13 protein-coding genes are annotated in these 13,102 nt (G+C 62.7%); all 13 read left to right on the top strand.

Annotation, left to right across the window (positions count from 1 at the left end; genetic code table 11):
• Positions 1 to 3 precede the first annotated feature (3 nt).
• The 13 genes from nuoF (at position 4) to NLY36_RS04105 (ending at position 13,077) form a co-directional block, all read left to right on the top strand.
• Positions 4 to 1,308: an NADH-quinone oxidoreductase subunit NuoF gene (gene nuoF / locus NLY36_RS04165; protein WP_023670819.1), complete on the top strand. Its 1,305-nt coding sequence runs from the start codon at positions 4 to 6 to the stop codon at positions 1,306 to 1,308.
• A gap of 72 nt (positions 1,309 to 1,380) precedes the next feature.
• Complete coding sequence (locus tag NLY36_RS04160; protein WP_023690305.1) at positions 1,381 to 2,073, top strand: helix-hairpin-helix domain-containing protein; 693 nt, start codon at positions 1,381 to 1,383, stop codon at positions 2,071 to 2,073.
• Between the two features lie 11 nt (positions 2,074 to 2,084).
• Complete coding sequence (locus tag NLY36_RS04155; RefSeq protein WP_023690954.1) at positions 2,085 to 2,366, top strand: pentapeptide repeat-containing protein; 282 nt, start codon at positions 2,085 to 2,087, stop codon at positions 2,364 to 2,366.
• Positions 2,366 to 4,447: an NADH-quinone oxidoreductase subunit NuoG gene (gene nuoG, locus NLY36_RS04150; protein ID WP_023735919.1), complete on the top strand. Its 2,082-nt coding sequence runs from the start codon at positions 2,366 to 2,368 to the stop codon at positions 4,445 to 4,447. Before NLY36_RS04155 ends, nuoG begins: the two co-directional genes overlap by 1 nt.
• A gap of 2 nt (positions 4,448 to 4,449) precedes the next feature.
• Entirely contained in the window at positions 4,450 to 5,493 is a 1,044-nt protein-coding gene (gene nuoH, locus NLY36_RS04145) for an NADH-quinone oxidoreductase subunit NuoH (protein ID WP_023735918.1), read from the top strand.
• Complete coding sequence (gene nuoI, locus NLY36_RS04140) at positions 5,493 to 5,984, top strand: NADH-quinone oxidoreductase subunit NuoI (protein ID WP_023685203.1); 492 nt, start codon at positions 5,493 to 5,495, stop codon at positions 5,982 to 5,984. The genes nuoH and nuoI overlap by 1 nt, the downstream gene beginning before the upstream one ends.
• A 123-nt stretch (positions 5,985 to 6,107) precedes the next feature.
• Positions 6,108 to 6,728, top strand: a complete 621-nt coding sequence (locus NLY36_RS04135) for an NADH-quinone oxidoreductase subunit J (RefSeq protein WP_023670812.1) — start codon at positions 6,108 to 6,110, stop codon at positions 6,726 to 6,728.
• A 2-nt stretch (positions 6,729 to 6,730) separates the two neighbouring features.
• Positions 6,731 to 6,991 carry a hypothetical protein gene (locus NLY36_RS04130; RefSeq protein WP_023670811.1) on the top strand — a complete coding sequence of 87 codons (261 nt, stop codon included), beginning with the start codon at positions 6,731 to 6,733 and terminating at the stop codon, positions 6,989 to 6,991.
• 7 nt (positions 6,992 to 6,998) lie between these two features.
• Positions 6,999 to 7,307 carry an NADH-quinone oxidoreductase subunit NuoK gene (gene nuoK, locus NLY36_RS04125; RefSeq protein WP_023670810.1) on the top strand — a complete coding sequence of 103 codons (309 nt, stop codon included), beginning with the start codon at positions 6,999 to 7,001 and terminating at the stop codon, positions 7,305 to 7,307.
• A gap of 10 nt (positions 7,308 to 7,317) precedes the next feature.
• Positions 7,318 to 9,291 carry an NADH-quinone oxidoreductase subunit L gene (nuoL, locus tag NLY36_RS04120; protein ID WP_023735917.1) on the top strand — a complete coding sequence of 658 codons (1,974 nt, stop codon included), beginning with the start codon at positions 7,318 to 7,320 and terminating at the stop codon, positions 9,289 to 9,291.
• Positions 9,291 to 10,796, top strand: a complete 1,506-nt coding sequence (locus tag NLY36_RS04115; RefSeq protein WP_023735916.1) for an NADH-quinone oxidoreductase subunit M — start codon at positions 9,291 to 9,293, stop codon at positions 10,794 to 10,796. Before nuoL ends, NLY36_RS04115 begins: the two co-directional genes overlap by 1 nt.
• Positions 10,797 to 10,814: 18 nt before the next feature.
• Complete coding sequence (gene nuoN, locus NLY36_RS04110; RefSeq protein WP_023735915.1) at positions 10,815 to 12,251, top strand: NADH-quinone oxidoreductase subunit NuoN; 1,437 nt, start codon at positions 10,815 to 10,817, stop codon at positions 12,249 to 12,251.
• 4 nt (positions 12,252 to 12,255) lie between these two features.
• Positions 12,256 to 13,077 carry a biotin--[acetyl-CoA-carboxylase] ligase gene (locus NLY36_RS04105; protein ID WP_286461692.1) on the top strand — a complete coding sequence of 274 codons (822 nt, stop codon included), beginning with the start codon at positions 12,256 to 12,258 and terminating at the stop codon, positions 13,075 to 13,077.
• Positions 13,078 to 13,102 lie beyond the last annotated feature (25 nt).

Genomic DNA, 13,102 nt, shown 5'->3' with positions numbered 1-13,102 from the left:
GTCATGCTGGCTGACAAAGACCGCATCTTCAACAACATCTACGGCCTGTTCGATAAGTCGCTGGCCGGCGCGATGGCGCGCGGCGCCTGGGACAACACGCCCGGCATCATCGCCAAGGGGCGAGAGTGGATCGTAAACGAGATGAAGGCGTCAGGCCTGCGCGGCCGTGGCGGCGCCGGTTTCCCGACCGGGCTGAAATGGTCGTTCATGCCCAAGCAGAGCGACGGAAGGCCGAGCTATCTCGTTGTCAACGCCGACGAATCCGAGCCGGGCACGTGCAAGGACCGCGATATCCTGCGCAACGATCCGCACACGCTGGTCGAGGGCTCGTTCATCGCCGGCTTCGCCATGGGCGCGGTCGCCGCCTACATCTATGTGCGCGGCGAGTTCATCCGCGAGCGCGAGGCGCTGCAGCGCGCCATCGACGAGGCCTACGAGGCCAGGCTGATCGGCAAGAACAACACGTCCGGATACGATTTCGACATCTACATGCATCACGGCGCCGGCGCCTATATATGTGGCGAGGAAACAGCACTTCTCGAAAGCCTCGAAGGCAAGAAGGGCCAGCCCCGGCTGAAGCCGCCATTCCCAGCCAATGTCGGCTTGTACGGTTGTCCGACTACCGTGAACAATGTCGAGTCAATCGCGGTCGCGCCGACCATTTTGCGCCGTGGCGCCGCCTGGTTCTCGTCCTTTGGCCGGCCCAACAATGTCGGCACCAAGCTGTTTTGCATCTCGGGTCACGTCAACAATCCGTGCACCGTCGAAGAGGCGATGTCGATCCCGTTCCGCGAGCTGATCGAAACCCATTGCGGCGGCATTCGCGGCGGCTGGGACAATCTCCTGGCGGTCATTCCGGGCGGCGCTTCGGTGCCGCTGGTGCCGGCCGAGCAGATCATCGATGCGCCGATGGATTTCGATGCTTTGCGCGACCTGAAATCCGGCCTTGGCACGGCGGCTGTCATCGTCATGGACAAATCGACCGATATCGTGAAGGCGATCGCCAGGCTTTCCTATTTCTACAAGCATGAGAGCTGCGGCCAGTGCACGCCATGCCGCGAAGGCACCGGCTGGATGTGGCGGGTGATGGAGCGGCTGGTGCGCGGCGAGGCGCAGAAGCGCGAGATCGACATGCTGCTCGACGTCACCAAACAGGTGGAGGGTCATACGATCTGCGCGCTGGGCGATGCCGCGGCATGGCCGATCCAGGGCCTGATGCGGCATTTCCGCGGCGAGGTGGAGCGGCGCATCGACGAGTTTTCGCGCAACGCGCACCGGGCCGAACCGGTGATGGTGGCTGCTGAGTAGATTGAAATCGGGCGCAAGCCCCGGACGGAAATATAGGGGCGGGGCTGACGAAGAAACGACCAGGAGATGTCTATGGCGCCCTATTCGAACCCTTTGATGCCCAATTTGGACCAGCTTGAGAAGATGAACCAGGATTTGACAAGGATGATGCCGAAGGAGATGGCCAGCGCCGTCAACCTTCTCGCGCATCCTGTCGCGGGTGCCGCCGCCATGTCGGCGCTGGGCTTCGGCCTTGCCAACCATGCCTTTGGCGTGTGGCTAGGCGCCTTGTCGGGTGCTGCCGAGGCATCGCAGCGGATTTTCCAGCCGATCATCGACGATTTCGAGCAGCGCACCCAAGAGTTCTCCGAGACCGCGCCGGCCACCAAGGCGCGCGCGGCGACCAGAACCCTGATCGCCGAGGCGCAGAGTTTTGCCCAGGATGTGACCGATATTGCCGCTCGCACCGTCGATGCCGAGCCGGAGAAGACCGATGCCGTCGCCGAAGGCGCGACGATCGGATTGATGCCGGAGGATTTCAGACAGCCCAAGGCCGTGGCTCGTCCGGCCAAGCCGTCGGATCTCAAGGCGATCACCGGCGTTGGACCGAAGCTGGAAAAAGTGCTGAACGGCCTCGGCATCTGGACCTTTGCCCAGATCGCGGCGTGGACGCCGGAAGAGATCGCCTGGGTCGAGGACTACCTGTCGCTCACCGGCCGAATCGGCCGCGACGAGTGGACCCGCCAGGCCGCGGCGCTGACGCTGGCCGCCAAGGCGAAGAAGTAGGGGTGGCAGGCATGGAGATCCACGACAGGAGCGATGTTCTCGATGTGCGCAATGCCATCGTCAGCAACTCCAGATTTGACGATGTGAACTTGTCGAACACGCAGTTTCACAACGTCGACCTGTCGGCGGCCGTTGTGGACGACGCGAACCTCTCGGACGCGTTTTTCAGCAATGTGAATATGAGCAATTTGAAGATAGAAAACGCTGAAGTCGCCGGCATGATGATCAATGGCATCAGGCTGAGCGATCTGTTTCAGGCATATGAGACGGCGCAGACCGCCGGGGGCAATTGATGGCAAAGCTCAAGGTCGACGGGAAAGAGATCACTGTACCCGACCACTACACGCTGCTGCAGGCGGCCGAGGACGCCGGCGCGGAAGTGCCGCGCTTCTGCTTCCATGAGCGGCTGTCGATCGCCGGCAATTGCCGCATGTGCCTGATCGAGGTGAAGGGCGGGCCGCCGAAGCCGCAGGCCTCCTGCGCCATGAATGTGCGCGACCTGCGTCCGGGTCCGAATGGCGAGGCGCCTGAAATCTTCACCAACACGCCGATGGTCAAGAAGGCCCGCGAAGGCGTGATGGAATTCCTTTTGATCAACCATCCGCTGGATTGCCCGATCTGCGACCAGGGCGGCGAATGCGACCTGCAGGACCAGGCGATGGCCTTCGGCGTCGATTCCTCGCGCTATCACGAGAACAAGCGCGCGGTCGAAGACAAGTATATCGGCCCACTGGTCAAGACGGTTATGAACCGCTGCATCCACTGCACGCGCTGCGTTCGCTTCACCACGGAAGTTGCGGGCATTTCCGAGCTTGGCCTGATCGGCCGCGGCGAGGATGCCGAGATCACCACCTATCTCGAAAGCGCCATGACCTCGGAGCTGCAGGGCAATGTCATCGACCTCTGCCCGGTCGGCGCGCTGACGTCGAAGCCGTTCGCCTTCCAGGCGCGGCCGTGGGAGCTGACCAAGACAGAATCCATCGACGTCATGGACGCCGTCGGCTCGGCAATCCGCGTCGACAGCCGTGGCCGCGAGGTGATGCGCATCCTGCCGCGCGTCAATGAAGCGGTGAACGAGGAGTGGATTTCCGACAAGACCCGCTTCATCTGGGACGGATTGCGCACGCAGCGCCTCGACCGCCCCTATGTCCGCAAGGACGGAAAGCTGGCGCCGGCCAGCTGGGCCGAAGCGTTCGTTGCGATCAGGGATGCGGTGTCGAATGCGGCGCCCGAGAAAATCGGCGCGATTGCGGGCGATCTTGCCGCCGTAGAGGAAATCTACGCGCTTAAGCAGCTTATGGCTGCGTTGGGCTCGAAGAACACCGATTGCCGCCAGGACGGCGCCGCACTCGATCCCGCGCTCGGCCGCGCCAGCTACATCTTCAACCCCACCATCGAGGGCATCGAGCAGGCCGACGCGGTGCTGATCATCGGCGGCAATCCGCGCTTCGAGGCCTCGGTGCTCAATGCCCGCATCCGCAAGCGCTGGCGGATCGGCAATCTGCCGGTCGGCGTCATCGGCGAGGTCGGCGACACGCGTTACGACTATGAACAGCTCGGCGCCGGTCCGGAGTCGCTGAAAGACTTGGCCGATGGCAACGGCAAGTTCTTCCAGGTGCTGAAGAAGGCGACGCATCCGCTGATCATCGTCGGCCAGGGCGCACTATCGCGTGCCGACGGCGCGGCGGTGCTCGGCCAAGCGGCGAAACTCGCCACGGCCGTGAACGCTGCCCGCGCCGACTGGAACGGCTTTGCCGTGCTGCACACTGCGGCCGCGCGCGTCGGCGGTCTCGATGTCGGCTTCGTGCCTGGCAAGGGCGGCAAGAACGTTGCCGGCATGCTGGGGGAGAGCGAGGTTCTGTTCCTGCTCGGCGCCGACGAGATCGACATGTCCAAGACCGGCGGCGCCTTCGTTGTCTATGTCGGAACGCATGGCGACGCCGGTGCGCACCGCGCCAATGTCATCCTGCCGGGAGCCGCCTACACCGAAAAGTCCGGCACCTATGTCAACACCGAGGGACGCGTGCAGCAGACCAACCGCGCCGGCTTCGCGCCGGGCGATGCGCGCGAGGACTGGGCGATCCTGAGGGCATTGTCCGATGTGCTGGGCAAGAAACTACCCTTCGATTCGCTGCAGCAGTTGCGCGCCAAACTCTATGGCGAATACCCGCATCTCGCCCGCATCGATCATGTTGTCTCAGGCAACCCCGACGACATCGCCAGGGTGGCGAAGCTCGGCGGGCGGCTGAACAAGGGCACTTTCACCTCGCCGGTCACGGATTTCTATCTGACGAACCCGATCGCGCGGGCCTCCGCCGTCATGGCGGAATGCTCGGCGCTGGCGAAAAACGGCTTCAGGCAGGCGGCAGAGTAGACATGGACACTTTCTTCTCCTTCTATGTGGTGCCGACGCTGATCATCCTTTTAAAGTCGGTCGTGCTGATCGTCGTTTTGCTGATCGGGGTTGCCTACCTGCTTTACGCCGACCGCAAGATCTGGGCGGCGGTGCAATTGCGCCGCGGCCCGAACGTCGTCGGCCCGTGGGGCACGCTGCAGGCTTTCGCCGATCTGCTGAAATTCGTCTTCAAGGAACCGGTCATTCCGTCCGGCGCCAACAAGGGCGTGTTCCTGCTGGCGCCGCTGGTGTCGGCCGTGCTGGCAATCTCGGCCTGGGCGGTCATTCCCGTCAATGCGGGCTGGGGGATCGCCAACGTCAATGTCGGCATCCTCTACGTCTTCGCCATCTCCTCGCTCGAGGTCTACGGCGTGATCATGGGCGGCTGGGCGTCCAACTCGAAATACCCGTTCCTCGGCGCGCTGCGCTCGGCGGCGCAGATGGTGTCCTACGAAGTCTCGATCGGCTTCGTCATCGTCACCGTGCTGCTCTGCGTCGGCTCGCTCAACCTGTCGGACATCGTGCTGTCGCAGCAGGATGGGCTGGGCACCAAGCTTGGCCTGCCCAACAGCTTCCTCGACTGGCACTGGCTGGCGCTGTTCCCGATGTTCGTCATTTTCTTCATCTCGGCGCTGGCCGAGACCAACCGCCCGCCCTTCGACCTGGTGGAAGCCGAGTCGGAACTCGTCGCCGGCCATATGGTCGAATACTCCTCGACGCCGTTCCTGTTGTTCTTCCTCGGCGAATATGTCGCCGTGGTGATGATGTGCGCGCTGGCCACCATCCTGTTCCTCGGCGGCTGGCTGCCGCCCTTCGACTTCGCCCCCTTCACCTGGGTGCCCGGCGTGATCTGGTTCGTGCTCAAGATCTGCCTGATGTTCTTCATGTTCTCCATGGTGAAGGCCTTCGTGCCGCGCTACCGATACGACCAGCTGATGCGGCTGGGCTGGAAAGTGTTCCTGCCGATCTCCCTGTTCATGGTCGTTGCCACCGCGGCCTTCCTCAAAATCACGGGGTTTGCGTGATGTCCGCTTTTGGCCAGGCCGCAAAATCGCTGCTGCTGCAGGATTTCGTCAGCGCCTTCTTCCTGTCGATGCGCCAGTTCTTCGCGCCGAAGGAGACGATCAACTATCCGCACGAGAAAGGGCCGACCAGCCCGCGCTTCCGTGGCGAGCACGCGCTGCGCCGCTATCCCAATGGCGAGGAACGCTGCATCGCCTGCAAATTGTGCGAAGCGATCTGTCCGGCGCAGGCGATCACCATCGAGGCCGGCCCGCGCCGCAATGACGGCACGCGCCGCACCGTGCGCTACGACATAGACATGGTGAAGTGCATCTATTGCGGCTTCTGCCAGGAAGCCTGCCCGGTCGACGCTATCGTCGAGGGGCCGAATTTCGAGTTCGCGACGGAGACGCGCGAAGAGCTTTACTACGACAAGGACAGGCTGCTGGCGAATGGCGACCGCTGGGAGCGCGAACTGGCGCGCAACATCTCGCTGGACTCGCCCTACCGCTGACATTTGACGCATGGACGGGGCGAGGGGCCTCGTCTAAGGACAACGCAACTTGCCGGCCGGAGGCGGTCGCAGAAATCAAACAGGACGGATGTCCTGTTTGGACAGGAACCCGGGGGATCCCCAATGCTGAGTGGACTAGAGGCGGCCTTTTTCTACCTCTTCGCCTTTGTCGCGGTGGCGTCGGCCTTCATGGTCATTTCGTCGCGCAACCCCGTGCATTCCGTGCTGTTCCTGATCCTGACCTTCTTCAACGCCGCCGGCCTGTTCATGCTGACCGGCGCCGAGTTCCTGGCGATGATCCTGCTTGTCGTCTATGTCGGCGCGGTCATGGTGCTGTTCCTGTTCGTCGTCATGATGCTCGATGTCGACTTCGCCGAGATGAAGGAAGGCGCCCTGCAATATGCGCCGATCGGCGCGCTGGTCGGGCTGATCCTGGCGGCCGAGCTGATCGTGGTGCTCGGCGGCTACACCTTCGCGCCGCAACTGGCCTCGACGGTCTCCAAACCCATCCCGGATCTTGCCGCGCGGACAAACACCGCAGCACTCGGCGACATCCTTTATACCGACTACCTCTACTACTTCCAGATTTCGGGCCTCATCCTGCTGGTCGCCATGATCGGCGCCATCGTGCTGACGCTGCGCCACAAGGAAGGGATCAAGCGGCAGTCGATCGCAGCCCAGGTCGGCCGCACGCCGGCGACAGGCATGGAAATCCGCAAGGTCAAGTCGGGCGAGGGGCTCTGACGATGTTCGGTCGTTTGAAGAAAAAATACTGGGGAGAGCAGGTTGCCTCTTGGCGGGTTGATTCGACTGAGAAGGCCTGGGTATTCGTCTGGAATCGCGACGGGAATCTTACGCTGAACATCAAGAGCGAAGATTTCACATACGTTCAGGGGGCAGGCCGGAATGATGCAACAGTTATCTTCGAGCCTTCTGCCATAGACAGCCTTTTGGACGCCATCGTATCCGCGCGTTCAATGATTCAACAAATGCCGGGAAAGGTTTGATCTGGCCATGGTCGTCGGCATCGCACATTACCTGACCGTATCGGCGATCCTGTTCACGCTGGGCGTGTTCGGCATCTTCCTGAACCGCAGGAACATCATCGTCATCCTGATGTCGATCGAGCTGATTCTTTTGGCGGTCAACATCAATTTCGTTGCCTTCTCGGCGGCATTGGGCGATCTCGTCGGCCAGGTGTTCGCGCTGTTCGTGCTGACGGTCGCAGCCGCTGAAGCCGCCATCGGACTTGCCATTCTCGTCGTCTTCTTCCGCAACCGCGGCTCGATCGCGGTCGAAGACGTGAACCAGATGAAGGGTTGACGGGGCTAACATGTATCAAGCGATCGTCTTCCTTCCGCTGCTCGGCTTCCTGATCGTCGGCCTGTTCGGCAATTCGCTGGGCGCCAAGGCATCGGAATACATCACCTCCGGCTTCCTGGTGATTTCGGCCGTGCTGTCCTGGGTTGCCTTCTTCTCCGTCGGCTTCGGCGAAGGCGAGGTGTTCACCGTGCCGGTGCTGCGCTGGATCCAGTCGGGCGGCCTGGACGCGAGTTGGGCGCTGAGGATCGACACGCTGACCGTGGTCATGCTGGTGGTGGTCAACACCGTGTCGGCGCTGGTCCATATCTATTCGATCGGCTACATGCACCACGATCCGAACCGGCCGCGCTTCTTTGCCTATCTGTCGCTGTTCACCTTCGCCATGCTGATGCTGGTGACGGCGGACAATCTCGTGCAGATGTTCTTCGGTTGGGAAGGCGTGGGTCTCGCCTCCTATTTGCTGATCGGCTTCTGGTACAAGAAGCCGTCGGCCAATGCCGCTGCCATCAAGGCCTTCGTCGTCAACCGCGTCGGCGATTTCGGCTTCGCGCTCGGCATTTTCGGCGTCTTCGTTCTGTTCGGCTCGGTCAATCTCGGCACCATCTTCGCCAATGCGGCGACTTTCATTCCGGCTGAAGGCGCGCCGCAAGGCGCTGCCGTGCTCACCTTCCTCGGCTACGCGCTGGACAAGCAGGCGGCCATGACGATCGTCTGCCTGCTGCTGTTCATGGGCGCCATGGGCAAGTCGGCGCAGGTGCCGCTGCACACCTGGCTGCCCGACGCCATGGAAGGCCCGACGCCGGTCTCGGCGCTCATCCATGCCGCGACCATGGTGACCGCGGGGGTGTTCATGCTGGCGCGCCTGTCGCCGCTGTTCGAACTGTCGCATTCGGCGCTGACGGTCGTCACCTTCATCGGCGCCTTTACCGCTTTCTTCGCGGCGACCGTCGGCTTGGTCCAGAACGACATCAAGCGCGTCATCGCCTATTCGACCTGCTCGCAGCTCGGCTACATGTTCGTCGCGCTCGGCGTCGGCGCCTATGGCGCTGCCATCTTCCATTTGTTCACGCATGCCTTCTTCAAGGCGCTGCTGTTCCTCGGCTCCGGCTCGGTCATCCATGCCGTCTCCGACGAGCAGGACATGCGCAAGATGGGTGGCCTGCGGAAGCTCATTCCGAAGACCTACTGGATGATGGTGATCGGCACGCTGGCGCTGACCGGCGTCGGTATTCCGGTGACCGTCATCGGCACCGCCGGCTTCTTCTCCAAGGACGCCATCATCGAGAGCGCCTTTGCCGGCCACAATTCGGTCGCCGGCCTGGCCTTCATCCTGCTGGTCATCGCCGCCTGCTTCACCTCCTTCTATTCCTGGCGGCTGATCTTCATGACCTTCCACGGCAAGCCGCGGGCGAGCCATGATGTCATGCACCATGTCCATGAATCGCCACCGGTGATGCTGGTGCCGCTGTTCATCCTGGCGGCCGGCGCGCTGTTTGCCGGTGTGATCTTCCACAACGCCTTCATCGGCGAAGGCTATGCCGAGTTCTGGAAGGCGTCGCTGTTCACGCTGCCGGACAACCACATCCTGCACGAGATCCACGAATTGCCGCTGTGGGTGGAACTGTCGCCCTTCATCGCCATGGTGATCGGCTTTGTCGTCGCCTGGAAGTTCTACATCCGCTCGCCGGAACTGCCCCGGAGTGTCGCCGCCAACCATCGCTTGCTCTACGCCTTCCTGCTCAACAAATGGTATTTCGACGAGCTCTACGATTTCCTGTTCGTTCGGCCGGCAAAAGCCCTCGGCCACTTCCTGTGGAAGACCGGCGACGGCACCATCATTGACGGGCTCGGCCCGGACGGCATTTCGGCGCGCGTCGTCGACGTCACCAACCGCGTCGTCAAGCTGCAGACCGGCTACCTCTATCACTATGCCTTCGCCATGCTGATCGGCGTGGCCGCACTCGTCACCTGGATGATGCTCTGATGACCGCCTGGCCAATCCTCTCGCTGGTCACCTTCCTGCCGCTGGTGGGTGTGCTGCTGATCCTGTTCATCAGGGATGACAGCCCGAATGCGCGTCGCAACATCCGCGCCATCGCGTTCACGACAACGGCAGCCACCTTCATCATCTCGCTGTTCATCTGGACCGGCTTCGACAATTCGCAGGCCGGCTTCCAGTTCGTCGAGAAGTTTGCCTGGCTGGATTCCGGCATCTCGTACCATATGGGCGTCGACGGCATTTCGATGCTGTTCGTCATCCTGACGACGTTCCTGATGCCGCTCTGCATCCTGGCGTCGTGGGAAGCGATCGACAAGCGCGTCAAGGCCTACATGATCGCCTTCCTGTTGCTGGAAACGCTGATGATCGGCGTGTTCTGCGCGCTCGACATCGTGCTGTTCTACGTCTTCTTCGAGGCCGGCCTGATCCCGATGTTCATCATCATCGGCGTCTGGGGCGGCAAGCGCCGCGTCTACGCCTCGTTCAAGTTCTTCCTCTATACGCTCGCCGGCTCGGTGCTGATGCTGCTCGCCATCATGGCGATGTTCTTCCAGTCCGGCACCACCGACATCCCGACGCTTCTGACCCACAACTTCCCGGCCAGCATGCAGACATGGCTATGGCTGGCCTTCTTCGCTTCCTTCGCGGTGAAGATGCCGATGTGGCCGGTGCACACCTGGCTGCCCGACGCGCACGTCGAAGCGCCGACGGCCGGCTCGGTGATCCTGGCCGGTATCCTGCTGAAAATGGGCGGGTACGGCTTCCTGCGCTTCTCGCTGCCGATGTTCCCGCTGGCGTCGGAAATGTTCGCGCCGCTGGTGTTCACGCTCTCCGTAGTCGCCATCATCTACACCTCGCTGGTGGCGCTGATGCAGGAGGACATGAAGAAGCTGATCGCCTATTCCTCCGTCGCCCATATGGGCTTCGTCACCATGGGCATTTTCGCCATGAACCAGGAAGGCGTGCAGGGCGCGATCTTCCAGATGCTTAGCCACGGCCTCGTTTCCGGCGCGCTGTTCCTGTGCGTCGGCGTCATCTACGACCGCATGCACACGCGCGAGATCGACGCCTATGGCGGGCTGGTCAACAACATGCCGAAATACGCCACCGTGTTCCTGATCTTCACCATGGCCAATGTCGGCCTGCCCGGCACGTCAGGCTTTGTCGGCGAGTTCCTGACCATGCTCGGCGTGTTCCGGGTCAACACCTGGGTGGCGTTCTTCGCCGCCACCGGTGTTATCCTGTCGGCGGCCTACGCGCTCTGGCTCTACCGCCGGGTGATCTTCGGCGCGCTGACCAAGGAAAGCCTGAAGGGGCTGCTTGACCTGTCGACGCGCGAGAAGGCGATCATCTACCCGCTGGTCGTGCTGGTCATCTTCTTCGGCGTCTATCCCGCCCCCGTCTTCGATGCCACGGCCCAGTCGGTCAAGGCGCTCGTCACCAATGTCACCGCATCCATCGGCGCCGCGCAGACCGCGGCGGCGAATTAACCAAGGGTTTTGCGAACCATGACGCCGGACCTTTACGCCAGCCTTTCGCTCTCGACGCCGGAGCTGATCCTTGCCATCGGCGCGCTGGCGCTGTTGATGGTCGGCGCCTATTCGCGCGCCAACGCAGTCAATCTGGTGACCGGACTTGCGGTCGCCGTGCTGGTGATCGCCTGCCTATGGCTGGTCTTCTCCACGGGGCAGGGGAGCGCCTATGGCAACGCCTTCATCCAGGATCCTTTCTCCCGCTTCATGAAGGTGTTGTCACTGATCGGTTCGGCGGTAACGCTGGTGATGTCGATGCGCTTTGCCAAGCAGGAGCATTTCGACAAGTTCGAATACCCAGTGCTGATCCTTTTGTGCACGCTCGGCATGATGCTGATGATCTCGGCCAACGGCATGATCGGGCTCTATCTCGGCCTCGAGCTGCAGTCGCTGGCGATCTACGTGCTGGCGGCGATCAATCGCGACAATCTGCGTTCGACCGAGGCCGGCCTGAAGTACTTCGTGCTCGGCGCGCTGTCGTCGGGCATGCTGCTCTACGGCATCAGCCTCGTCTACGGCTACACCGGCAATGTCGGCTTCCAGGAAATCGCCTCGGCACTCGGCAGCGGCGAGCGCCAGCTCGGCCTCGTCGTCGGCCTGGTCTTCGTGCTGGCCGGCCTTGCCTTCAAGATATCGGCGGTGCCGTTCCATATGTGGACGCCCGATGTCTATGAGGGTGCGCCGACACCGGTCACCGCCTTCCTGGCGGCAGCTCCCAAAATGGCGGCGATGGCGTTGATCGTGCGCGTCACCATGGGCGCCTTCAAGCCGATCGCTTCCGACTGGCAGCAGATCGTCGTCTTCATCTCGATCGCCTCGATGGCGCTCGGCGCCTTTGCGGCAATAGGCCAGACCAACATCAAGCGGCTGATGGCGTACTCCTCGATCGGCCATATGGGCTATGCGCTGGTCGGCCTTGCCGCCAACAGCCAGGCCGGCGTGCGCGGCGTCGCCATCTACATGCTGATCTACCTGGTGATGACGCTCGGCACCTTCGCCTTCATCCTCGCCATGCGGCGCAAGGAAGGCAATGTCGAGCAGATCAGCGATCTCGCCGGTCTCTCCTCGACCAACCCGATCATGGCGACGATCCTGACCATCCTGATGTTCTCGCTGGCCGGCATCCCGCCGCTCGCCGGCTTCTGGGGGAAGTGGTACGTCTTCCTCGCCGCCATCAACGCCAACCTTTATGCGCTGGCGATCATCGGCGTGCTGGCCTCCGTCGTGGGCGCCTTCTACTACCTGCGCATCATCAAGATCATGTGGTTCGACGAACCGGCCGGCGGCTTCGTGCCGATGGCCGTCGAGCTGCGCCTCGTGCTCGGCCTCAGTGGCGCTTTCGTGCTGTTCTATGTGCTGATCGGCGGTCCGATCGCGACCTACGCCGAAGCCGCCGCCAAGACGTTTTTCTGACCGGATGGCATTTCGGCTGGCTCCAACTTCTGAAACGGAAGGGTTCCGGCTCGAGGCCCACGACAGTGTCGGCTCCACCAACACGCTGGCGCTGGACCACGCAAGGGCAGGCGACCCCGGCAAATTATGGGTCGTTTCCAAGAAGCAGGAAAGCGGCCGCGGCCGCCGCGGCCGGGCCTGGGTCTCACCCGAAGGCAATCTGGCAGCGACATTGCTCGTCATCACCGGTGGTGAACTTCGCCTTGCCGCGACGCTGGGCTTCGTCGCCGGCCTGTCGCTGGCCGACGCGCTCGACGCCGTGGTGCCGAAGGGCAGGTTCGCCATCGGCCTCGACGGCGCCAGCCAGGGGCAGAACCGCTTCGAGCTGAAATGGCCGAACGATGTGCTGGCCTCCGGCGCCAAGCTGGCCGGCATCCTGCTGGAATCGGCCATTCTCGATGGCGGTCGTTTCGCGGTGGCGGTGGGCATCGGCGTCAATGTGGTGGCGCATCCGCCGGATTTGCCGTATCCGGCGACATCGCTTCAGGCACTGGGCGCGACATGCGACGCCGAAACGCTGTTCTTGGCGCTGTCCGATGCCTGGACCGACAATGCCCGGCTGTGGGACGACGGACGCGGGCTCGACGCCATCCGGCGTCGCTGGCTGGCGCGCGCGGCGGGGCTTGGCGGCGAGGTTGCTGTCAGGATTGACGGGAATGTGGTGCGCGGTACCTTCGAGACCATTGACGCGGACTGCCGTTTCGTGATCCGCGATGATGAGGGGTCGGTCGTGACGGTAGCCGCCGGCGACGTGCATTTCGGCGCCGTCGCGTCGGCAAAGATTTAGGGCTGGCCGCAAGGGCCGGGAAGGG

Source organism: Mesorhizobium sp. C399B (assembly GCF_030323185.1).
GTDB lineage: Bacteria > Pseudomonadota > Alphaproteobacteria > Rhizobiales > Rhizobiaceae > Mesorhizobium.
This window is presented reverse-complemented; position numbering and strand designations above follow the sequence as displayed.